At 58.7% G+C, this 21,630-nt stretch carries 20 protein-coding genes and 2 other RNA genes; 6 read left to right on the plus strand and 16 right to left on the minus strand.

Features of this window, described 5'->3' with window-relative positions:
* Window positions 1-49: 49 nt before the first annotated feature.
* The 12 genes from lapB to gyrA form a co-directional block, all read right to left on the minus strand.
* Window positions 50-1,225: a lipopolysaccharide assembly protein LapB gene (lapB, locus tag MRBLMS1_RS22790; RefSeq protein WP_128140247.1), complete on the minus strand. Its 1,176-nt coding sequence runs from the start codon at window positions 1,223-1,225 to the stop codon at window positions 50-52.
* Window positions 1,226-1,271: 46 nt separating this feature from the next.
* Window positions 1,272-1,574, minus strand: coding sequence for a LapA family protein (locus tag MRBLMS1_RS22795; RefSeq protein WP_034751796.1), 303 nt, complete (start codon window positions 1,572-1,574; stop codon window positions 1,272-1,274).
* A 241-nt stretch (window positions 1,575-1,815) separates the two neighbouring features.
* Window positions 1,816-2,121: an integration host factor subunit beta gene (locus MRBLMS1_RS22800; protein WP_008446215.1), complete on the minus strand. Its 306-nt coding sequence runs from the start codon at window positions 2,119-2,121 to the stop codon at window positions 1,816-1,818.
* Between the two features lie 17 nt (window positions 2,122-2,138).
* Window positions 2,139-3,851 carry a 30S ribosomal protein S1 gene (gene rpsA, locus MRBLMS1_RS22805; RefSeq protein WP_071650172.1) on the minus strand — a complete coding sequence of 571 codons (1,713 nt, stop codon included), beginning with the start codon at window positions 3,849-3,851 and terminating at the stop codon, window positions 2,139-2,141.
* 118 nt (window positions 3,852-3,969) lie between these two features.
* Window positions 3,970-4,638, minus strand: coding sequence for a (d)CMP kinase (gene cmk, locus MRBLMS1_RS22810; RefSeq protein ID WP_046682679.1), 669 nt, complete (start codon window positions 4,636-4,638; stop codon window positions 3,970-3,972).
* Between the two features lie 15 nt (window positions 4,639-4,653).
* A complete protein-coding gene (aroA, locus tag MRBLMS1_RS22815; RefSeq protein ID WP_485882136.1) occupies window positions 4,654-6,009 on the minus strand; it encodes a 3-phosphoshikimate 1-carboxyvinyltransferase in 1,356 nt (451 codons plus the stop codon).
* Between the two features lie 18 nt (window positions 6,010-6,027).
* A complete protein-coding gene (locus tag MRBLMS1_RS22820) occupies window positions 6,028-6,936 on the minus strand; it encodes a prephenate dehydrogenase (protein ID WP_456148815.1) in 909 nt (302 codons plus the stop codon).
* Window positions 6,937-6,940: 4 nt separating this feature from the next.
* Window positions 6,941-8,047 carry a histidinol-phosphate transaminase gene (hisC, locus tag MRBLMS1_RS22825; RefSeq protein ID WP_034751805.1) on the minus strand — a complete coding sequence of 369 codons (1,107 nt, stop codon included), beginning with the start codon at window positions 8,045-8,047 and terminating at the stop codon, window positions 6,941-6,943.
* Window positions 8,048-8,196: 149 nt separating this feature from the next.
* Window positions 8,197-9,267 carry a prephenate dehydratase gene (gene pheA, locus MRBLMS1_RS22830; protein WP_485882642.1) on the minus strand — a complete coding sequence of 357 codons (1,071 nt, stop codon included), beginning with the start codon at window positions 9,265-9,267 and terminating at the stop codon, window positions 8,197-8,199.
* Between the two features lie 179 nt (window positions 9,268-9,446).
* Window positions 9,447-10,553 (minus strand): 3-phosphoserine/phosphohydroxythreonine transaminase, encoded by a 1,107-nt coding sequence (gene serC, locus MRBLMS1_RS22835; protein ID WP_485882139.1) that lies wholly within the window; start codon window positions 10,551-10,553, stop codon window positions 9,447-9,449.
* 24 nt (window positions 10,554-10,577) lie between these two features.
* Entirely contained in the window at window positions 10,578-11,162 is a 585-nt protein-coding gene (locus tag MRBLMS1_RS22840; RefSeq protein ID WP_070303970.1) for a DUF2059 domain-containing protein, read from the minus strand.
* A gap of 151 nt (window positions 11,163-11,313) precedes the next feature.
* Complete coding sequence (gene gyrA, locus MRBLMS1_RS22845; RefSeq protein ID WP_139090384.1) at window positions 11,314-13,992, minus strand: DNA gyrase subunit A; 2,679 nt, start codon at window positions 13,990-13,992, stop codon at window positions 11,314-11,316.
* A gap of 138 nt (window positions 13,993-14,130) precedes the next feature.
* Between gyrA and MRBLMS1_RS22850 the strand changes: the two genes are divergently transcribed.
* The 6 genes from MRBLMS1_RS22850 (at window position 14,131) to ssrA (MRBLMS1_RS22875) (ending at window position 18,085) form a co-directional block, all read left to right on the plus strand.
* Window positions 14,131-14,484: a hypothetical protein gene (locus MRBLMS1_RS22850; protein WP_436482815.1), complete on the plus strand. Its 354-nt coding sequence runs from the start codon at window positions 14,131-14,133 to the stop codon at window positions 14,482-14,484.
* 164 nt (window positions 14,485-14,648) lie between these two features.
* Entirely contained in the window at window positions 14,649-15,359 is a 711-nt protein-coding gene (gene ompA, locus MRBLMS1_RS22855) for an outer membrane protein OmpA (RefSeq protein WP_034751810.1), read from the plus strand.
* Between the two features lie 127 nt (window positions 15,360-15,486).
* Window positions 15,487-16,182: a bifunctional 2-polyprenyl-6-hydroxyphenol methylase/3-demethylubiquinol 3-O-methyltransferase UbiG gene (ubiG, locus tag MRBLMS1_RS22860; RefSeq protein WP_034751812.1), complete on the plus strand. Its 696-nt coding sequence runs from the start codon at window positions 15,487-15,489 to the stop codon at window positions 16,180-16,182.
* 68 nt (window positions 16,183-16,250) lie between these two features.
* Entirely contained in the window at window positions 16,251-16,955 is a 705-nt protein-coding gene (locus MRBLMS1_RS22865) for an HAD family hydrolase (protein ID WP_485882143.1), read from the plus strand.
* Window positions 16,956-17,228: 273 nt separating this feature from the next.
* Window positions 17,229-17,555: a transfer-messenger RNA gene (gene ssrA, locus MRBLMS1_RS22870) on the plus strand.
* A 169-nt stretch (window positions 17,556-17,724) separates the two neighbouring features.
* Window positions 17,725-18,085, plus strand: a transfer-messenger RNA (tmRNA) gene (ssrA, locus tag MRBLMS1_RS22875).
* Window positions 18,086-18,373: 288 nt separating this feature from the next.
* Here ssrA (MRBLMS1_RS22875) and MRBLMS1_RS22880 read toward each other — a convergent pair.
* From MRBLMS1_RS22880 to MRBLMS1_RS22895, 4 genes are all read right to left on the minus strand, one after another.
* Window positions 18,374-19,240, minus strand: a complete 867-nt coding sequence (locus MRBLMS1_RS22880; RefSeq protein WP_485882145.1) for an IS3 family transposase — start codon at window positions 19,238-19,240, stop codon at window positions 18,374-18,376.
* Window positions 19,237-19,596 (minus strand): transposase, encoded by a 360-nt coding sequence (locus MRBLMS1_RS22885; RefSeq protein WP_485882146.1) that lies wholly within the window; start codon window positions 19,594-19,596, stop codon window positions 19,237-19,239. The genes MRBLMS1_RS22880 and MRBLMS1_RS22885 overlap by 4 nt, the downstream gene beginning before the upstream one ends.
* 122 nt (window positions 19,597-19,718) lie before the next feature.
* A complete protein-coding gene (locus tag MRBLMS1_RS22890; RefSeq protein ID WP_485882148.1) occupies window positions 19,719-20,366 on the minus strand; it encodes a hypothetical protein in 648 nt (215 codons plus the stop codon).
* Window positions 20,366-21,238, minus strand: a complete 873-nt coding sequence (locus tag MRBLMS1_RS22895) for a DUF4747 family protein (protein ID WP_485882150.1) — start codon at window positions 21,236-21,238, stop codon at window positions 20,366-20,368. The genes MRBLMS1_RS22890 and MRBLMS1_RS22895 overlap by 1 nt, the downstream gene beginning before the upstream one ends.
* Between the last annotated feature and the right edge of the window lie 392 nt (window positions 21,239-21,630).

A 21,630-nucleotide genomic window follows, 5' to 3' on the forward strand; every position in this document is an offset into this window, starting at 1 on the left:
TACATAGAAGTACACGCCACATTGCTCAGGGCAAGGTGACGTGTACGAATCAGTTCATGACATTGAGTTCTTCGGTGCGGCGCGGTGGATAGGTTTCCCACTTGTTGCAGCCAGGGCAGTGCCAGTAGAACTGGCGCGCCTTGAAGCCGCAGTGGCTGCACTGGTAGCGGGCCAGCTTCTGCGTGTAGCCGTGCACGAGGTTTTTCACCATCGACAGCTCGGACCAGATCGCGGCCGGCGCGTCCATCATGCGCGCTTCCAGCAGTTTATCGAGGCCCAGCAGGGTCGGCGTGCGGCGCAGCTCGGCGCTGACCAGCTGCTTCGCCGCTTCCACGCCGTCGAGCTCGATGACGGCCTTGAAGACGACTTCGATCAGGTCGATCGACGACGCCTCTTCCAGGTAGGAACGCAGCAGGTTGACGCCTTCCTGCGCACGGCCCAGCTTGGTGTAGCCATCCATCAGGCGCTGCGCCACCAGGGCCACGTGCGGCACGCTTTGCTGCTCCACGCGGCGCCAGGTGGTCAGCGCGCCTTCCACGTCGCCGCGCGCCAGCAGCACGTCGCCCGTCAGGATGGTGGCGCGCACGCTCTTGCGGTCCGTCTGCAGGGCTTTTTCCAGCAGCGGCATGGCGTCGTCCGGCTTCATGTGCACGAGCGCGTCATGCGCCAGTTCGCAATAGAACTGGGCGATTTCCTTCTGGCGCGCACCGGCGCCCGATTCCTGCAAGCCCACGGCCGCTTCGATGGCGCGTGGCCATTCCTTTTCGCGCTGGTAGATTTCCAGCAGCGCACGGCGTGCCTGGGCCGCATATTGCGTGTCGATCAGGCTGTTGAAGGTTTCTTCGGCGCGGTCCAGCAAGCCCGCCTTCAGGTAATCCATGCCCAGCTCATAGGCGGCATGGCCCTGCTGTTCCAGCGGCAAGTCCGGGCGCGCCAGCAAGTTCTGGTGCACGCGGATGGCGCGCTCCGTTTCGCCGCGGCGGCGGAACAGGTTGCCCAGCGCAAAGTGCATATCGGCCGATTCCGGGTCCAGCTTGACGACTTCGATGAAGGCGTCGATGGCCTTGTCATGCTGCTCATTGAGCAGGAAATTCAAGCCCTTGAAATAATTGCGCGGCAGGCTGCGCGATTCGGACACCAGTTGATGAATGTCCACACGCGCGGCAATCCAGCCCAGCGCGAAAAACATCGGGATACCCAAGAGCCACCAGAGTTCAAAATCCATGCGATTGTTTTTATTCGAGTAAGAGAGATAGGAGCGACGGCGGCGCTTACTGCGCGCTCACGCTGTCCGGTTGCGGCTGGACATTGCTGGCCACGCCAACGGTCTGCAGCGCGGCAATGGTGGTTTTTTGCTTGGTCGCTTCGCGGCGGTGACGGAACACGGTCGGCGTCAGGGCCAGTACGCCCAGGCTCGCGCCAGCGACAAAAAAGCCCAGCAGCATCAGGACCAGGGGGCCGCGAATTTCATAATTGAGGAAAACATGCAGGTCGACAACCTGCGCATTCTTCAGCGCAAAACTGAAGAACAGGACGAAAAGAACACAGCCAACGATGGTGGAGATGATTTTCATCGATAGGTCCAGAAAGAACAAAAAAAATGCCCGTGCCACATGACACAAACGTAGAGTGCTGATCAAACCGTAGCGAGCGGCAGTGATTTGTGGCCGAGAAGCGCAACCGTACTGAAGTACGGTGAGCATCGCCGGCCGCAAAGCGCGCCGCGCAGCAGGTTTGAGCAGTGCTCTACAGCATATTAACAAAAAAAAGCGGCATCCAAGGACGCCGCTCTTTATGTCGCCTTCCAGCAGACGATTAATCCTCGATGATCGGTTGCCCGACCATCGCGTCCACGCGCTCGCGCAACTGTTTGCCCGGTTTGAAGTGCGGTACCCGTTTTTCGGGAACCATCACCTTGTCGCCGGATTTCGGGTTGCGGCCGATGCGCGGGGGCCTGCTGTTCAGGGCAAAACTGCCAAAACCGCGGATCTCGATACGCTGACCGGTCGCCAGGGCGTTGGTCATCGCATCGAGAATGGTCTTGACGGCATACTCCGCATCTTTCGCCACCAGCTGAGAATAACGCTCAGCGAGGCGGTTGATCAGCTCGGACTTTGTCATCTGCCGTATCCGCAGTCTTAGTTCTTGTTATCGAACTTAGCTTTCAACAAGGCGCCCAGGCTGGTGGTGCCCGAAGCTGCGTTGTTGTCGGTAGCTGCCATCTTCTGCATAGCTTCCTGGGTTTCAACGTTGTCTTTCGCTTTGATCGACAGTTGGATACCACGGGCTTTGCGGTCGATGTTCAACACCATAGCTTCGACGGTGTCGCCGACTTTCAGGTGCGTACCAGCATCTTCAACGCGGTCGCGCGAGATTTCGGAAGCGCGCAGGTAGCCTTCAACTTCTTCGGACAGTTGGATCACGGCGCCTTTAGGCTCAACCGATTTAACGGTACCGGTTACCAGCGAGCCTTTGTCGTTCATGGCTGCGAAGTTGTTGAATGGGTCACCTTCCAGTTGCTTGACGCCCAGGGAAACACGCTCGCGCTCAACGTCGATGGCCAGAACGATGGCTTCCAGTTCGTCACCTTTCTTGAAGCGACGCACGGCTTCTTCGCCGGTTTCGGTCCAGGACAGGTCGGACAGGTGCACCAGACCGTCGATGTTGCCGGCCAGGCCGATGAACACGCCGAAGTCGGTGATCGATTTGATCGCGCCGCGGACTTTATCGCCCTTCTTGTGGGTAACGCCAAAGTCATCCCAAGGGTTGGCTTTGCACTGTTTCATACCCAGCGAGATACGACGACGCTCTTCGTCGATTTCCAGAACCATCACTTCTACTTCGTCGCCCAGTTGGACAACTTTGTTAGGAGCAACGTTTTTGTTCGTCCAGTCCATTTCGGAAACGTGTACCAGACCTTCGATACCCTGTTCCACTTCAACGAACGCGCCGTAGTCGGTCAGGTTCGTTACTTTACCGAACAGACGGGTGCTTTGTGGGTAACGACGGGACAGACCGGTCCAAGGATCGTCGCCCAGTTGTTTCACGCCCAGCGAAACACGGTTTTTCTCTTGATCGTATTTCAGGACTTTGGCGGTGATTTCTTGGCCAACCGTCAGAACTTCCGACGGGTGACGTACACGGCGCCATGCCAGGTCGGTGATGTGCAGCAGGCCATCGATACCGCCCAGATCCACGAACGCGCCGTAGTCGGTGATATTTTTGACGACGCCGGTCACGACCGTGCCTTCTTTCAGCGTTTCCATCAGTTTCTGACGCTCTTCGCCCATCGAAGCTTCGATGACGGCGCGGCGGGACAGAACCACGTTGTTACGCTTGCGATCCAGCTTGATCACTTTGAATTCGAGGGTTTTGCCTTCGAATGGGGTCGTGTCTTTGACAGGACGGGTATCAACCAGCGAGCCCGGCAGGAATGCGCGGATGCCGTTGGTCAACACGGTCAGACCGCCTTTGACTTTACCATTGACGGTACCGACGACGATTTCGCCCGATTCCATCGCTTTTTCCAGAGCCAGCCACGAAGCCAGACGCTTGGCTTTATCGCGCGACAGGATGGTATCGCCGAAACCATTTTCCAGCGATTCGATCGCCACGGAAACGAAGTCACCAACTTTGACTTCCAGTTCGCCGTGGTCGTTCTTGAATTCTTCGACAGGGATGAATGCTTCGGATTTGAGGCCAGCGTTCACGATCACGAAATTGTGGTCGAGGCGCACGACTTCAGCGGAAATAACTTCGCCGGAGCGCATATCTTGACGCGACAACGATTCCTCGAAGAGCGCAGCAAAACTTTCCATACCGGTAGATTCGTTAGTTGTAACAGTAGACATAGGGTTCACACAGGTTATCCAGCAGAGATCGCACGATGCGACTTAAACTGGGTTAGGTTTTTGACACACCCGGACAGGCCAGGAGCCGTCAACGGGCACCACATAGCACAACAACACGCTATTTTGCTGCGGCGGCATACCATTTCAACACGGTTTCAACGGCAACATCTGCCGTCATTTCCGACGTATCGAGGACATGCGCCCCTTCCGCGGGGACCAGCGGCGCAATCGCACGGTGAGTATCACGTTCGTCCCGCGCCTGCAAATCCATCAGAAGGTCTTCCATATTAGCAGAAAAACCCTTGTCTATCAATTGCTTGTAGCGCCGTTGCGCGCGCGCCTCGACGCTGGCCGTCAGGAACACCTTCAATTGGGCGTGCGGGAAGATCACCGTGCCCATGTCGCGCCCGTCGGCCACCAGGCCCGGCGTCTTGCGAAAGCCCAGCTGCAAGCTGACCAGGGCCTGGCGTACGGTTGGCAACACGGCAATCTTCGACGCCGTATTGCCCACTTCTTCGGCACGGATCTGCTCGGTGACGTTTTCCTGCGCCAGCAGGATCTCGCCATTGGCAAAGTGGCAAGGCAAGTGCTCGGCCAGCTTCGCCAGCGCATGCTCGTCGCGCAAGTCCGTGCCGCGGCGCAGCGCGCTCAAGGCCGTCAGGCGGTACAGCGCACCCGAGTCCAGGTAATGAAAGCCCAGCTTGTCGGCCACGCGGTGCGCCACCGTGCCCTTGCCGGAAGCGGTGGGGCCGTCGATGGCGATGACTGGGATGTGGGAGGTCGGCATAGTATGAGCAATCAATTAAATCAAAGTGTCTTTGGAAATCCCCGCAAACGCGGCGAAATACTCGGGGAAGGTCTTGGCCACGCATTTCGGGTCGTTGATGCGCATGTCGTTGCCGCGGCGCGCGGCGCCATCGAGCGAGGCCAGCGAGAAGCACATGGCCATGCGGTGGTCGTCATAGGTGTCGATGGTGGCGGCGGCGATCTCGGCCGGCGGCGTCACGCGCAGGTAGTCGGCGCCCTCTTCCACTTCGGCGCCGAGTTTGCGCAATTCCGTGGCCATGGCGGCCAGGCGGTCCGTTTCCTTCACGCGCCAGCTGGCGATGTTGCGCAAGGTCGAGGTGCCGTCCGCGTACAGGGCCGCCACGGCGATCGTCATGGCCGCGTCGGGAATGTGGTTGAAGTCCATGTCGACAGCTTTCAATACACCGTTCGAGCGGGCTTCGATCCAGTTCTCGCCCATGGTGATGGTCGCGCCCATCCGCTGCAAGGCTTCGACGAAACGCACGTCGCCCTGGATGCTGTCGCGTCCCACGCCTTCCACGCGCACGGGACCGCCGCCGATGGCGCCGGCCGCCAGGAAATACGAGGCCGACGAGGCGTCGCCTTCCACGTGGATCGTGCCCGGGCTTTGATATTGCTGGCCCGGCTGCACGGTGAACGACTGCCAGCCGTCATGCTCGACCGTCACGCCGAAACGGCGCATCAGGTTCAGGGTGATCTCGATGTACGGCTTCGAAATCAGCTCGCCCGTCACGGCTATGGTGACCGCATGGTCGCGCGCCATCAGCGGCGCCACCATCAGCAAGGCCGTCAGGAACTGGCTCGACACGTTGCCGCGCACGGCGATGCGCTGCGCGTGGATGTGGCCGCGGCGGATGCGCAGCGGCGGGAAGCCCTGCTCGCCCGTGTATTCGATCTGCGTGCCGACGGCGTTCAGCGCGTCGACCAGGTCGCCGATCGGGCGCTCGTGCATGCGCGACACGCCGTGCAGCGTGTAGTCGCCGCCGATGACGGCCAGGGCCGCCGTCAGCGGGCGGATCGCCGTGCCGGCATTGCCCATGAACAGGTCCGCCTCGTGGTGCGGGAACACGCCGCCGCAGCCTTCCACGTGGTGCACCTGGTGGGCCGTGGCCGGGTCGCCCGTCAATTCATCCTGCGTCCATTTCACGCCCAGCGACGTCAATGCCGTCAGCATGACGAAGGTGTCGTCGGAGGCAAGCAGGTCGATGATCTTCGTCGTGCCCTTAGCCAGCGCGGCCAGCAGCAGCACACGGTTGGAAATGCTTTTCGAGCCGGGCAGGCGCACCGTGCCTTCGGCATGCATCACCGGTTTCAGATCGATATGGTGGGGGTAGTACTTGGTCTGGGTCATGCTGGAATCCTTGAGTATTTATCGTGTGGGCGCGGCCGGCACTTCCGCCGTTTCAATCGCCTCGATCCATTGCTGCCGCGCGTGCTGGGCGTTCGCATACACGCCCTCGATGGCGGCGCCATCGTTCGCGGCCAGGTGGGCGCGCAAAGTCGTCAACTGCGCCAGGTAGGCGTCCAGTTCGTGCAGCAGCGCCGGCTGGTTGGCCAGGCTGATGTCGCGCCACATTTCCGGCGATGAGCCGGCGATGCGCGTAAAGTCGCGAAAGCCGCTGGCCGCGTATTGGAACAACAGGCCCGCGTGCGGTTTATTGGCGATGTCGTCGACCAGCGCAAAGGCCAGCAGATGCGGCAAATGGCTGACGGCGGCAAACACCTTGTCATGTTCTTCGGGGCTCAAGGTGTGCAGGATGGCGCCGCAGGCGCGCCATGCGGCCGCCACACGCTCCACGTCGTCCGCAGCGTTTTCCGCCAGCGGCGTGAGCACCACTTTCTTGCCTTGATACAGGTCGATGATGGCGGCATCGGGACCATTCGTCTCGCGCCCCGCGATCGGGTGGCCGGGCACGAATTGCCCCACCTTGCCACCGAGCGCCGCGCGCGCGGCTGCCACCACGTCGCTTTTCGTGCTGCCCGCATCGGTGACGATGGTGCCCGGCTGCAGGTGCGGCGCGATGGATGCCAGGATGGCGCCCGTCTGCGCCACGGGCGCGGCCAGCAGCACCAGGTCGGCGCCATGCAAGGCTTGCGCCATGTCGCCGCCGATGGCGTCGATGATGCCAAGTTCGAGCGCGCGCGCCATCGACGCCGGCGAGCGGCCCATGCCGACAACCTTGGTCACCGCGCCCGCGTGTTTCAGGGCGCGCGCGAACGAGCCCCCGATCAGGCCTACGCCAAAGATCACTACCTTGTTCAGTGCAGGCGTCGTCATATCGTCAGGCCAGCGCTTTCGTCAGCGCGGCGATGAAGATGGCGTTTTCCTGCGGCAGGCCGATGGAAATGCGCAGCCATTGCGGCAAGCCGTAGCTGCCGACGGGACGCACGATCACGCCCTGTTTCAGCAGCGCCAGGTTCACGCGCGCGCCCGCTTCATCGTCGTCGCCCACTTTCACCAGCACGAAATTGCCGTGCGATGGCACGTATTCCAGGCCCAGTTGCGCAAACGCTTCCGTGAACTGCTGGTAGCCGGCCGCGTTGTTGCGCGCGCTTTGCTCGAGGAAGGCCTTGTCGTTCAGGGCGGCAATCGCGGCGGCCTGCGCCAGCGAGTTGACGTTGAACGGCTGGCGGATGCGGTTCATCAGGTCCGTCAGCACGGGCTGGGCGATGGCAAAGCCGATGCGCAGGCCGGCCAGGCCGTAGGCCTTCGACAGGGTGCGCGACACCACCAGGTTCGGATACTGGCGCACCCACGCCGTCGACTCGTACTGGTCGTCGGCGGACAGGAATTCGTTGTAGGCCTCGTCCAGCACAACGACGACGTGCGCCGGCACTTTTTGCAGGAAGGCTTCCAGCTGCGCGGCCGTCAGGAAGGTGCCGGTCGGGTTGTTCGGGTTGGCGATGAAGACCAGACGCGTGTCGTCGGCAATGGCCGCCGCCATCGCGTCCAAGTCATGGCCGTAGGCTTGCGCCGGCACGACGATATGGCGCGCACCCAGGCCTTGCGTGGCCAGCGCGTACACGGCGAACGAGTACTGCGAGTAGACGACGGATTGGCCATGCTGCACGAACGCGTGCGCGGCGATTTCCAGGATGTCGTTGCTGCCATTGCCCAGGGTGATCCAGTCGGCCGGCACGTCGTAGCGCTTGGACAGCACGGCTTTCAAGTCGAAGCCGTTGGCGTCCGGATAGCGGCCCAGGTCATCGATGGCGGCGATCATCGCCTGCTTCGCCGATTCCGGCATGCCGTACGGGTTTTCATTCGACGCCAGCTTGACGATGGCTGCCTCGTCGAGGCCGAATTCGCGCGCAACTTCCGCGATCGGCTTGCCGCTCTGGTAAGGGGCGATGGCGCGGACGTATTCTGGACCGATATTTTTAGACATGGTGTTCTTTAAAAGTTGGTGAATGAATGGCAGTCAATGGAGGTGGTTTGTTGGGTTACGCTGCGCTGACCCAAGCTACAGCTTACCGTATGTCGGGTAGGTCGGATTAGCGGAGCGTAATCCGGCACCACCACAGGCATCAATCGAAGTCACAGACTGACCGGATACGACCCCAGCACCTTGAAAAACGCCGCATTGCTCTGCAGCTCGGCCAGCGCCTGGGCGACGGCGGCATCGTGCACGTGGCCCTCCACGTCGACATAGAAATAATACTCCCAGCTGCCCATGCGCGCCGGGCGCGATTCGAAGCGCGTCATCGACACGCCGTGCTTGGCCAGGGGCGCCAGCAACTGGTACACGGCGCCCGCCTTGTTCGGCACGGCCAATACCAGCGACGTCTGGTCCTTGCCCGACGGCGCCGTCTGCAAGGTGCCCACGATGGCAAAGCGCGTGCGGTTGTGCGGGTCGTCCTGGATATGGCCCTTGACCACGCCCAGCTTGTACTGCGCGCCCGCCAGTTCGCTGGCAATCGCCGCCACCGTGCCATCTTCGCCGGCCATGCGGGCCGCCTCGGCGTTCGAGGCCACGGCGCGGCGCTCGATGTGCGGATAATTCTGGTTCAGCCACACCTGGCACTGCGCCAGCGCCTGCGAATGGGCGCAGATGGACGTGACGCCATCCATGTTGCCGCTCTTCGTCATCAGGCTGTGGTGCACGGCGATCGCCACCTCGCCGCTGATGATGAGGCTAGTCTGCAGCATCATGTCCAGCGTGCGGTTGACGGCGCCTTCCGAGGAATTCTCGATCGGCACGACGCCGAAGTCCGCCGTCCCTGCCTCGGCGGAACGGAATACTTCATCGATGGACGCGCACGGCAAGCCTTCGACGGCGCTGCCGAACTGCTGATACACGGCCTGTTCGCTGAAGGTGCCGGCCGGGCCCAGATACGCCACGGTCACGCGCTTTTCCAGCGAGCGGCAGGACGACATGATTTCACGGAAGATGGTCTGCACTTCGCGGTCGCCCATAGGACCGGGATTGCGCTCGGCCACGCCGCGCAGCACCTGCGCTTCGCGCTCGGGACGGAACACGGGCGCCTGCGTTTCGGCCTTCACGTGACCCACTTCCTGGGCGATTTGCGCGCGGCGGTTCAGCAGTTCGAGGATTTGCGCGTCGATCGCATCGATCTGTTCGCGCAGCGGTTTCAATTTATCGGTCATGGTGGTTTGTTTCGTCAGCTGTACTTCAATCATGGCCGCACGGCCTGCGCCGGCGGCGAGCCGGCGCGCTTGCTCATGAGAATGCCGGACAAAATGATCAGGGCTAGGCGCGTTGCCGCTGGCAGTACGAATGTACGACAAGGCAATGCAACAACGCCCTGGACTTTTTGGCAGGCATTCTAGCGTCCGGCAAACTCGTTCAGATAATTCACTAAGGCTTGCACGCCTTCGATCGGCATCGCGTTATAGATCGATGCACGCATGCCGCCGACGGACTTGTGGCCCTTCAGTTGCAGCAGGCCGCGCTGCTTGGCGCCGGCCAGGAAAGCGTCGTTCAGACTTTCATCGCGCAGATAGAACGGGATGGTCATGCGCGAGCGGTATGCGGGCTCGACCCGGTTCTGGTAGAAGTCGTCCGCATCGAGCGCTGCGTACAGCAGAGCCGCTTTCTCAATATTACGCTGTTCCATGGCCGCAACGCCACCCTGGCGTTTGAGCCACTGGAAAACCAGGCCGGCAATATAGATGCCGTAGGTGGGCGGCGTGTTGTACATCGACTCATGTTCGGCCACGATGGTCCAGTCGAAGGCGGACGGGCAGATCGGCAGCGCCTTGCCCAGCAAGTCTTCGCGCACGATGACCAGGGTCAGGCCGGCCGGGCCGATATTTTTCTGCGCGCCGCCGAAGATCACGCCATATTGCGACACGTCGATCACGCGCGACAGAATGTGCGAGGACATGTCGGCCACGATGGTGGTCCCTGCCGGCACGTTCGGCGCCTGCTGGAATTCCACACCGTCGATGGTTTCATTGGTGCAGATGTGCAGGTAGGCGGCGCCTGGCGTCAGCTTCCATTCGGAGACGGGCGGCACGCCCGTGAAATGGGCAGCCTTGGACGACGCGGCCACGTTGACCTTCGCATACTTGGCCGCTTCCTCAATCGACTTGCCCGACCACGAACCCGTATGCACGAAGTCGACGGTGGCCGGCTGCTGCGCGGCCAGGCCCGCCAGGTTCATCGGGATGATGGCGTTTTCGCCCAGGCCGCCGCCCTGCAGGAACAGGATCTTGTAATTGTCGGGCACGGCCAGCAGCTCGCGCAGGTCGGCCACTGCCTGCTTGTAGATGGAGATGAATTCGGGACCACGGTGGCTCATTTCCATCACAGACATGCCACTGCCATGCCAGTCCTGCATCTCGGCGGCCGCTTGCGCCAGCACTTCCTTGGGCAGGACGGCGGGGCCGGCGGAGAAGTTGTAGATAGGGCTTACGGCTCGATGGGTCACGATACGGTCCTTAGTAAAATGAAATTATTGGGGCGACTGCGTGGCCGCCCGCATGACCTGGTCAAGCACGGCATTCACGCGGGGGATCAGCACGCGCTGGCTGATGGCCATCGATTCGGCGGACAGTTGCGGCATGGTGGCCAGCATCTTGCGGCCCAGCGGCGTCTTGTAGAAGGCCGTCAGCTGCTCGACTTCCTGCACCGTGTAAAAACGCGCATACAGGGGCACCATTTCGTCGCCCAGCTCGTCGATCAGGGTCGGGTCGGCCAGTACCTGCGTCAGGGTGGCGATGGCCAGGGGGATTTCTTCCTCGGCGCTGGCCAGCGCCCGCGCCTTGCGCTGTTCGTCCAGTTTCGGGTTGGTGTTGATTTGCTGCTGCGCCGACTGGCGGATCATGGCGGGCACCGATTGCAGCATCTGGTCGAAGATGCTGCGCGTCAGTTGCGGGAACTGCATCGCGTCGAGCATGCGCCGCACGGCCACTTTCATGGCGGGGCTGGGCGCCGCCTGGCGCGCGGGCGTGGCTTGCGTGCTCTGGGCCAGGGCCGGCAAGGTAGCGAGGAAGGCCAGCGAAAACGCGGCGAAGAAGGTGGCGACGATTTTTCTCATGGCATGCGGGGTCTTGAATGACTGGTAAAAGGGTGGCGGCCGGAAGACCTGTCGGCTTACGCCCGACGGGCCAAGCCGACCTACGCAATTCTGCTGGCGGCATAAGCACGCGCCAATAGCAATTGGGGCTCCCGAAAGAGCCCCAATCATCTTACTCCGGCTGTGCCGGATCGACCGGATCGGCTGGTTCAGCCGCTGCCGGCGAAGGCGCGGCGTCCGCCTCCGTCGTCAGCTCGACTTCGTCAATATCCGTTTCCACCACGCGCTGCAGGCCGGACAGCTTGGTGCCGTCTTCCACGGCGATCAGGGTCACGCCCTGCGTCGCACGGCCCATCTCGCGGATTTCCGACACGCGGGTGCGGATCAAGACGCCACCGGTGGTGATCAGCATGATTTCATCGCTGGTATCGACCAGGGTCGCGGCAACCACTTTACCGTTACGCTCGCTGGTCTGGATGGCGATCATGCCTTTCGTGCCACGGCCATGGCGCGTGTACTCGGTGATCGGCGTACGCTTGCCGTAACCGTTTTCCGTGGCCGTCAGCACCGACTGCTGCTCGTTCTCGGCCACCAGCAGGGCGATCACATGCTGGCCTTCTTCCAGGTTCATGCCGCGCACGCCGCGCGCCGTACGGCCCATCGGACGCACGTCGTTTTCGTCGAAGCGCACTGCCTTGCCCGAATCGGAGAACAGCATCACGTCGTGCTGGCCGTCGGTCAGCGCCGCGCCGATCAGGAAGTCGCCGTCGTCCAGGTCGACCGCGATGATGCCGGCCTTGCGTGGATTGCTGAAGTCCTTCAGCGGCGTCTTCTTGACGGTGCCCAGGCTGGTCGACATGAACACATAATGGTCTTCCGGGAACGTGCGGTTCTCGCCCGACAGCGGCAGGATCACGGTGATCTTTTCGTTGTCCTGCAGCGGGAACATGTTGACGATCGGCTTGCCGCGCGAATTGCGCGAGCCTTGCGGCACTTCCCACACCTTCAGCCAGTACATGCGGCCACGATCCGAGAAGCACAGGATGTAGTCGTGCGTATTGGCGATGAACAGCTGGTCGATCCAGTCTTCCTCTTTCGTCGCCATCGCCTGCTTGCCGCGACCGCCGCGCTTCTGCGCGCGGTATTCGGTGATCGGCTGGGCCTTCATGTAGCCGGTGTGCGACAGGGTCACGACCATGTCCTGCGGCGTGATCAGGTCTTCCGTTTCCAGGTCGGTCGCATTCAACTCGATCTGCGAGCGGCGCACGTCCTTGTTGCCTGCGCCGTATTCGTTCTTCGCCGCCGTCATTTCATCGGTGATGATGACGGTCACGCGTTCCGGCTTGGCCAGGATGTCGAGCAAGTCGGCGATATGCTCCATCACGTCCTTGTACTCGTTGACGATCTTGTCCTGTTCCAGGCCGGTCAGGCGCTGCAGGCGCATCTGCAGAATTTCCTGCGCCTGGTCGTCCGACAGCTTGTACAGGCCATCCGTCTGCATGCCGTAGTGCTTCGGCAGGTTTTCCGGACGGTAGGCGTCCACGCCGCCCGGCGTCGTGCCGTCGCCCGTGCGGGCCAGCATTTCGCGCACGACGGAGGAATCCCAGGCCTTGGCCATCAGCTCGACCTTGGCGATCGGCGGCGTCGGCGCGGCCTTGATGATGGCGATGAAGTCATCGATGTTGGCCAGCGCGACCGCCAGGCCTTCGAGCACGTGGCCGCGTTCGCGCGCCTTGCGCAGTTCGAACACGGTACGGCGCGTCACCACTTCGCGGCGGTGCGACAGGAAGCATTGCAGCATCTGCTTGAGGTTCAGCAGCTTGGGCTGGCCATCGACCAGGGCTACCATGTTCATGCCGAAGGTGTCTTGCAACTGGGTCTGCTTGTACAGATTGTTCAGCACCACTTCCGGCACTTCGCCCCGTTTCAGCTCGATCACCACGCGCATGCCCGACTTGTCGGATTCGTCGCGGATGTCGGAAATGCCGTCGAGCTTCTTGTCGCGCACGTTTTCAGCGATACGTTCCAGCAAGGATTTCTTGTTGACCTGGAATGGCAGCTCGTCGACGATGATGGCGATGCGGCCGCCATCCTTGCCGTATTCTTCGAAGTGCGTCTTGGCGCGCATCACGACGCGGCCGCGGCCCGTGCGGTAGCCATCGCGCACGCCGGACACGCCATAGATGATGCCCGCCGTCGGGAAGTCCGGCGCAGGGATCAGCTCGATCAATTCATCGATCGTGCACTCGGGATTGCGCAGCACGTGCAGCGCGCCGTCGATGACTTCGGTGATGTTATGTGGCGGAATGTTCGTCGCCATGCCGACCGCGATACCGGACGAGCCATTGATCAGCAGGTTCGGGATACGCGTCGGCAAGACCGTCGGTTCCTTTTCCTTGCCATCGTAGTTGGGCTGGAAGTCGACGGTATCCTTGTCGATATCGGCCAGCAGCTCGCTGGCGATCTTGTCCAGGCGGCACTCGGTGTAACGCATTGCCGCGGCGCCATCGCCGTCGACGGAACCGAAGTTGCCCTGGCCATCGACGAGCATGTAGCGCAGCGAAAAATCTTGCGCCATGCGCACCAGCGTGTCGTAGATCGAGGCATCGCCGTGGGGATGGTATTTACCCATGGTTTCGCCGACCACGCGGGCGCACTTGACGTAAGGGCGGTTCCACACGTTATTCATTTCATGCATCGCGAACAAGACGCGGCGGTGCACTGGCTTCAAGCCATCGCGCGCATCGGGCAAGGCGCGACCGACGATCACGCTCATGGCGTAATCGAGGTAGCTCTTGCGCATCTCTTCTTCGAGGGAAATAGGAATTGTTTCTTTTGCGAATTGATCCATTGGCGGTTCGACTGATCTCAGGCTGTGGTTAACTTATCTGTTACGCAATGTATGACGCAATACTGCATATCCTGGGTGGCTGTCGTCGTGGACGCCGCGCCGCGCGCTGCTGGCGTGGCCCGGTTTCCATGTCGCAGAGTGCCTGAACAAATCGGCGGGCTGGCGGCGCGGCCAGTACGGGTACCGCAAGGGTACGTGCTGGCCATGCAGTGCCGCCGTGGGCATTTGCTCGACACTCTTAACAGTCAAGCGCACGATTTTAGCATGCGCGCCCAGCTACCTGTACAAATTGGCCATACCGGCAAGATTGGTAGTTTGCACCAGGGCCGTGCATGTTGCCCTGTCGATAATGCACAATGGCAATGTCAGTTCAAGATACCTGCCCTTAAAAGTGGCAAGAAAAGCGATCAATTGTTACAGATGCGTTACAAATGGGCATTTTCGTTGCGCAAAAACAACGCACGGTCTAAAATCGGGCAAGCTTTGATTTAACCACGGTCGTGTGCCCCTGATGCGTGTGGCAAAATGACTGGGAAGTTAATTGCTAGTTTCGCAATCTGAAACGAGCGCATATGGTCTACATGATAAAATCTTGGCACGTAGCACCAGTAGCGCAGTGTTGTTCTGCGGATATCACCCCCCGAAAGGAAAAAAGAATGAATAAATTTGTAACGCTGTTTTTCGCTGCATCCGCAGTGATTGCTGGCTCGGCTTCGGCCCAAACCCCAACCTCCCCACCATTCGCGCCAGTTACCACTGACATCAAAGCACCAAGCCCAAAAAGCGCTTACGTGCAAGATGCCCGCGGCGTAATCGTGCGTGACCCATTCGGCCTGTGCTGGCGTACCGGCTACTGGACACCTGCTGACGCAGTGCCAGGTTGCGACGTACCACTGTGCGTAGAGCCAGAAACCCTGCAAGACGGCAAATGCGTAGCTCCTCCAGCACCAGTCGTACCTGCTCCAGCACCGGCACCAGTCGTGCCAGTGCCAGTCGTAGTTGCTCCTACCTCGGAAAAAGTCAGCTTCGCTGCTGATGCATTCTTCGATTTCGACAAAGCTACGCTGAAGCCAGAAGGCAAGTCCAAGCTGGACGAGCTGGCCGCACAACTGGGTGGCATCAACCTGGAAGTCATCATCGCTGTGGGTCACACCGACTCCGTCGGCACCGATGCTTACAACCAAAAACTGTCGGTACGTCGTGCTGATGCTGTCAAAGCCTACCTGGTCAACAAAGGCGTTGAAAGCAACCGCGTGTACACCGAAGGCAAAGGCGAAAAACAACCTGTTGCTGATAACAAAACTGCCGAAGGCCGTGCGAAAAACCGTCGCGTGGAAATCGAAGTTGTTGGTACCCGCAACAAGTAATAGCTGATCCACTGGACTTGCCGCAAGTCATCGCGCAAGTCAAGAACAGCATGAAAAACCCCGCTACGGCGGGGTTTTTTTTCGTCCGCGGCTGCCCAATTGTAAAATTGCCGCTATTATTCGACCTATGAACGCCGACCCTCTCGAAATCCAAAAATTCAGTGAGCTGGCCCACCGCTGGTGGGACCCCACTTCCGAGTTTCGTCCCCTGCACGAAATTAACCCCCTGCGCCTGGAATGGATCAACGCGAAAGTGCCGCTGGCCGGCAAGCGCGTGATCGACATCGGCTGCGGCGGCGGCATCCTGGCCGAATCGATGGCCCGCAAGGGCGCCGACGTGACGGGTATCGACCTGTCGGACAAGGCCTTGAAAGTTGCCGACCTGCACAGCCTGGAATCGGGCGCCAAGGTACGCTACAAGCTGATCGCCGCCGAAGCCATGGCCGAGGAAGAGCCGGGCCAGTACGACGTCGTGACGTGCATGGAAATGCTCGAGCACGTGCCGGACCCCGCCGCCATCGTCAAGGCTTGCGCCGCGCTGGTCAAACCGGGCGGCCACGTGTTCCTGTCGACCCTGAACCGCAACCCGAAAGCGTATCTGTTCGCCATCCTGGGCGCCGAATACCTGCTGCGCCTGTTGCCGAAAGGCACGCACGACTATGACAAATTCATCACCCCGGCCGAACTGTCGCAATACCTGCGCAGCGCCGGCCTGGACGTCAATAGCATGCGCGGCATGGGCTACAATCCGCTGACCAAGATTTACTCACTTAATAGCGATACGAGCGTCAATTACCTGGTGGCCTGCACCCGGCCGCTGTAACCATCACGCACAATACAAGGCGGCTGCGGCCGCCATTTTTCATTCCCACTTGACACACTTTGCCCGCCATGATCACTGACCATCTGCCAGCCCCGCGCGCCATCCTGTTCGACCTCGACGGCACCCTGGCCGACACCGCGCCCGACCTGGCGGCGGCCATCAACCTGCTGCGCGCGCGCGCCGGCCTGGCGCCGACCCCGTATGAAGTGCTGCGCCCCACGGCCTCGGCCGGCGCGCGCGGCATGATAGGCGCGTCGTATGGCATAGCTCCTGGCGAAAGTGGCTACGAAGCTCTGAAAGACGGCTTCCTGAACAATTACGAAGCGGCCCTGGCCGTGGAAAGCCGCTTGTTCGACGACATTCCCGCCATGCTGGAAGGCCTGCAAGCTCTGGGCCTGGCCTGGGGCGTGGTCACCAACAAGGCCGCCCGCTTCACCGACCCGCTGGTCGGCCAGATCGGCCTGGGCGCCGCCGGCTGCGTGATCTCGGGCGACACCATGCCCCACCCGAAACCGCACCCCGCCCCCCTGCTGGAAGCGGCCCGCCGCCTGGACCTGGCGCCGGAAGACTGCTGGTACGTGGGCGACGACCTGCGCGACATCCAGGCCGGCCGCGCCGCCGGCATGCGCACGGTAGCCTGCGCCTGGGGCTACTGCGGCCCCGTCGAGCCGCAGCACTGGAACGCCGACCATTTGCTTGATACGCCGCTGGCATTGCTGGAACTGGTGACGGGCGTGGTGAAGGCGGCGCAGGAGCGGCAGTTGGCGGCCTGAGGAGCAGCACTTTCCGCAGTGGAAAGCTGGGGTCTGACCCGCCGGGTCTGACCCCAGCACTTGCCTTTGGGGTAAGAACTTACGCTTATCTCTAAAATTAAATAGCAGTCCGAACTGTCTGTAGAGTGCTCGCAGACGCAGGGGTTGCGCCTGCCAGCACAAGTCCCTCCAATTCGTCTGGCTCAAGCGATTCAAAGCTGCCTCATTCCTTACCGCGAATGCATCATGCAAGAGTGGACAGATTGCGCTACACAGGAGCCTCTGTGGGGACGACCTGGTTTCGACGTGGGTTGCAAAGCAGCGCAGGACATACCGAGGGCGGGCTACCTCGCAAATACAAGCTGAAAAAACTTAACTGCAAACGATAACTCGTACGCACTGGCAGCTTGATCGCTGTTAGCTCCAGAGCACCTCGTCCTTGGGGTGGGCCGTCAAAAGCTCCAGAGTCACCATAGAGCTCGTCTGATGCTGGGTTATTTGGTGTCCGGCTAAATAATAGGTAACTCGCTTGCCCATCACCTACACATCCGTGCTGGCTGAGTCAAATTAAATGATCGTGCCAAGTATGTAGAACTGTCTGTAGAGTGCTTGCGGACGCGGGGGTTGTGCGGGACTTCGGCGGGCACAGCCCGGCGCCGCACAACCGGCTTGCGCCTGCCAGCGCAAGCCTCTCCGATTCGTCTGACTCAAGCAATTCGAAGATGCCTCGTTCCTTACCGCGAATGCACCATGCAAGAGTGGGCAGATTGCGCTACAATGAAGGTTCTGTGGGGACGACCTGGTTTCGACGTGGGTTGCAAAGCAGCGCAGGGCATACCGAGGGCGGGCTACCTCGTAAATACAACCTGAAAAAACTTAACTGCAAACGATAACTCGTACGCACTGGCAGCTTAATCGCTGTTAGCTCTAGAACACCTCGTCCCTGGGGTGGGCCGTCAAAAGCTCTAGAGTCATTTACAGGGACTCGTCGTATGCTGGGTTACTTAGCGTCCGACTAAATAATAGGTAACTCGCTTGCCCAGAACGTGCACATCCGTGCTGGCTGAGTTAAATTAAATGATAGTGCTAAGTATGTAGAACTGTCTGTGGAGTGCTTGCGGACGCGGGTTCGATTCCCGCCGTCTCCACCACCGAATAAATAAAAAGGGCTTCCCCGTTTTGGCGGGGAGGCCCTTTTTATTTATTCCATGCATGCAGAACGCGGGCATCGCATCCGCGTCCAGTACGGGCGCGGGGGTTTTGCGGGAATTCGGCGAGCGCAGCTCGGTGCCGCAAAACCGGGTTGCGCTTGCAAGCGCAACCCTCTCCGATTCGTCTGGCTGGCTCTTGCGCCGCAGGCGGTTTTTCCTAACGACAACATCGGCTGCTCAGGCCGTGTACGAATGCCGGACCTGAGGTAGTTCGGGTTTTCAGGACAGTTAATTAAGCACACGAAAGTGTGCTTCCACTTGCGCTGGTGTTTGGTAGCCCAAGGTTTGATGTAGCCTGCTGCGATTGTAATACATCCCGATATAGTCATTGACCACCGCCCTCGCTTCTTCTCGGGATGCAAACAGACGATCATGCATCACTTCGTTCTTCAGATTGGAAAAGAAACTTTCGGCGACAGCATTATCATGGCAGTTGCCTTTACGGCTCATACTCGCCAGCACACCGTGTTTTTGCAGTAGTTCACGGTAATCATTGCACCCATAAACGGTGCCTTGATCACTGTGGAAAATCAATCCTGAGCAGGGCTGCCGCTGAACCAATGCCATGTTCAACGCCGCCATCGGCAGTGCCGCCGCTTGGGTGGAATTCATGGCCCAGCCGACCACCCGACGTGCAAACAAATCGAGTACGATGGCCAGATGGATCCATCCTTCTCTCGTACGCAAGGAGGTAATGTCGCCCACCCAAATTTTGTCAGGGGCATCGACCTGAAAGGCGCGCTTGACCAGATCGGGCGCTGGGGGCTGCACACGCTCTTTCGCTTGCATGACGCGAAAACGTTTCATGCGGGTCGTTTGAATGTCTTCCAGTTTGCGCAGCCTGATCACGCGATGCTTCCCACATTGGATGCCTTCGGCCTTAAGCAAATGCCACATCTTCACTGCCCCAGGGGCCCAGCGATGCGCTGTATTGATGGCGACGATTTTGGCACGCAAAGCCAAGTCCTGCTGGCTGCGTAAGCTTGGCCTAGCCTTTTTGAAGGCGTAGTACAGGCTGCGGCTGATATCAAGCACACGACATAGCGACTTGACTGAAAACTCACTGCGGTGCGCATCAATGACAGCGTACTTCACTTCTTTAGGCGAGTTAAGTACGCATCTAACTTTTTTAAGATGGCCAGCTCCTCCTGGGCACTGGCAAGGTCACGTCGTAACTGTTCGATTTCGCTCAGATTGCCAGTCGGTGGCCGGCCTGGCGAACGCAAGGCGTCCTCCAAGGATTGCTCATCGAGCTTCTTCGCCCATTTATAGAGCTGGTTGCGACGCAACCCTAGCTCTACCGCCAAATCAGTGGCGCTTTGATTGCCTGCGCGCAGCCGCGCTACCGCATCGCGCTTGAATGCATCTGTGAATGTGGCGCGCAACTTCGGTGTTGATTCCGGTGAAGTGGGAATGATCTCCCGCTTCGAAGGTAGTTGTTTCTTCTTCATGAATATCCTCCAGGGCACATTGTCCCCTATTAGAATGTCCATGAAAACCGGACTAGCTCAACCTGACCCTCGCTCCGTTGTTTGGCGACTCACCCGCAAAACAAAAGCCATAAAATTCAAAATCAAGGTGGTGGATTAAGTCTTAACCGAGCAGCCTCAGCCTCAGCAGCTTCGGCAACTATAAGCTGGTGATACCAACGGCTGAGTCTGAATATCCGCATTGATGCCCGCAAAGAAAAAATCAAACTATAAACAAAGAGAAAATATCCAACCCCTGAAGCAAGTACGTCAAATCTATCAAGCCAAAGCTGCAAGGGTTGAATAACTTTCAGGAAATCGAATTCCTTGAAATACTGGAAATTAGTTTTAATATATTTTGCAGACTGCATCAAATCAAAATGCAGAGACTTGGCAGCAAGTGCATACAACAAAGCCAAAACTTGAAAGAATACAAATATTAAAAATGAGGCGCTCACGCTAATATATGGCGAACGCTTCTCATCCACGTCAGATAACATTGTTTTAAATGACTCACTGCCAAATCCAAGGAAAATGGCAAAGCCACCAAGTGTAAAACCAAGTAAATTAGGCAAGACACTTATAACCTGATCCCACCAAGGCAATGTGAGCCAAAAATTAAAACACAAAAAAGTTACAAATAATGAAATCTTAAAATCACTAGATTTCCAAGCAGCCCTCCATCCACCTGTAATACCCCAAGCCATTTGTAACATTTTTACATTGGAAAGTGGAGAAAGAGGAGGTGCCATTATTTTTTCGCTTTGTAGTTTTCAACCACGTTTTTCAATGCATCCATGAGCGTTTGAATCACAGGATTGTATTTTGATTTAATTGCGAGCGGGAAATCTTTAGAGGATGCTTTTGCAGACCACCGCTCCTTGTTTTTACCACTTATTTTCACTTCACCGTTATCTGCAGCGATACGCGCAAGTATCTTCATCTCTTCATCCGGAACGATAGAGGCAGCTTCAGGGGCCTTTTTATAGGTTATCACCTCTTGAGCCACTCCTCTTTTAGCCATTTTTTCATAAAAATACGCTTCGTCTTCTTCTTCAGTTGGATTGGGACGGTCTAATACCAATGTCAGATTTCGAATCACTGGCCAGCTAAGCATTTCACTAAGCTGAGCTTTATCAGTAACAACAGTAATATCAACGATCCCAAATCGTTCAACAATTTTTGAGTCTTTACATAATGATGTAAGTAATCGAAGAACCATGCCAGGTGAAAGGTCAGCATCCTTTTCGTGTGCTACGAAATACAAACAATGCTTTTTCACATCAAATACATAGGGAATTTCTACCAACCCTGGTTTCAATTCATCTGGAATGTTTACCAACTCCACTTCCGAATTAGATGCTTTTTTATGATTTTTGATATTAAACCAAGGGTGAGCCGGATCTACATCTAAAAATCTGTATAAATGACCATAAATTCCAGCTGTCGGCTCACGTGGGTTTTCGTATTGTAATGTACCTATCATGAGAGCGGTGTTCGCATGGGCAATGTGAGTCTTTGCCTTATGCAACTGTTGCCAAAGTAACACGTATTCGGACGCTTCATGCTTCCGATGCGCACGTATATTCAATCCTGAAACATCAAAATCTCTCGTGATTCTCATACAATTTCCTAAGTTTTATCCTATTTACAATTGTATGATAGATTCCATCAGGAAATTAAGATTTCATCATCCCTTTCCAGCAATGATGCTACAACACCACGAATCCAAGCCATTGACAACCGACAATTGGCTACAAATTGACAGGGATTTTTCTTACAGCCGCACAAACACTCAGCTAGCTGTGGGTTCGATTCCCGCCGTCTCCACCACTGAATAAATAAAAAGGGCTTCCCCGTTTTGGCGGGGAGGCCCTTTTTATTTATTCCATGCATGCACAACGCGGGCGTCGAATCCGCGTCCGGTACGGGCGCGGGGGTTTTGCGGGGCCTTCGGCGAGCGCAGCTCGGCGCCGCCAAACCGGGTTGCGCTTGCAAGCGCAACCCCCTCCGATT

Source organism: Massilia sp. LMS1-1-1.1, assembly GCF_040815535.1.
Taxonomy (GTDB): domain Bacteria; phylum Pseudomonadota; class Gammaproteobacteria; order Burkholderiales; family Burkholderiaceae_D; genus Janthinobacterium; species Janthinobacterium aestuarii.

Bases quoted from the DNA above. Each gene is read 5' to 3' on its own strand.
- MRBLMS1_RS22865 (WP_485882143.1), top strand. From the start codon at position 16,251: ATGATCACTGACCATCTGCCAGCCCCGCGCGCCATCCTGTTCGACCTC.
- MRBLMS1_RS22895 (WP_485882150.1), bottom strand. From the start codon at position 21,238: ATGAGAATCACGAGAGATTTTGATGTTTCAGGATTGAATATACGTGCG.
- MRBLMS1_RS22885 (WP_485882146.1), bottom strand. From the start codon at position 19,596: ATGAAGAAGAAACAACTACCTTCGAAGCGGGAGATCATTCCCACTTCA.
- gyrA (WP_139090384.1), bottom strand. From the start codon at position 13,992: ATGGATCAATTCGCAAAAGAAACAATTCCTATTTCCCTCGAAGAAGAG.
- aroA (WP_485882136.1), bottom strand. From the start codon at position 6,009: ATGACCCAGACCAAGTACTACCCCCACCATATCGATCTGAAACCGGTG.
- MRBLMS1_RS22800 (WP_008446215.1), bottom strand. From the start codon at position 2,121: ATGACAAAGTCCGAGCTGATCAACCGCCTCGCTGAGCGTTATTCTCAG.
- rpsA (WP_071650172.1), bottom strand. From the start codon at position 3,851: ATGTCTACTGTTACAACTAACGAATCTACCGGTATGGAAAGTTTTGCT.
- hisC (WP_034751805.1), bottom strand. From the start codon at position 8,047: ATGTCTAAAAATATCGGTCCAGAATACGTCCGCGCCATCGCCCCTTAC.
- MRBLMS1_RS22795 (WP_034751796.1), bottom strand. From the start codon at position 1,574: ATGAAAATCATCTCCACCATCGTTGGCTGTGTTCTTTTCGTCCTGTTC.
- ompA (WP_034751810.1), top strand. From the start codon at position 14,649: ATGAATAAATTTGTAACGCTGTTTTTCGCTGCATCCGCAGTGATTGCT.
- pheA (WP_485882642.1), bottom strand. From the start codon at position 9,267: ATGACCGATAAATTGAAACCGCTGCGCGAACAGATCGATGCGATCGAC.
- cmk (WP_046682679.1), bottom strand. From the start codon at position 4,638: ATGCCGACCTCCCACATCCCAGTCATCGCCATCGACGGCCCCACCGCT.
- lapB (WP_128140247.1), bottom strand. From the start codon at position 1,225: ATGGATTTTGAACTCTGGTGGCTCTTGGGTATCCCGATGTTTTTCGCG.
- ubiG (WP_034751812.1), top strand. From the start codon at position 15,487: ATGAACGCCGACCCTCTCGAAATCCAAAAATTCAGTGAGCTGGCCCAC.
- MRBLMS1_RS22890 (WP_485882148.1), bottom strand. From the start codon at position 20,366: ATGGCACCTCCTCTTTCTCCACTTTCCAATGTAAAAATGTTACAAATG.
- MRBLMS1_RS22840 (WP_070303970.1), bottom strand. From the start codon at position 11,162: ATGAGAAAAATCGTCGCCACCTTCTTCGCCGCGTTTTCGCTGGCCTTC.
- MRBLMS1_RS22820 (WP_456148815.1), bottom strand. From the start codon at position 6,936: ATGACGACGCCTGCACTGAACAAGGTAGTGATCTTTGGCGTAGGCCTG.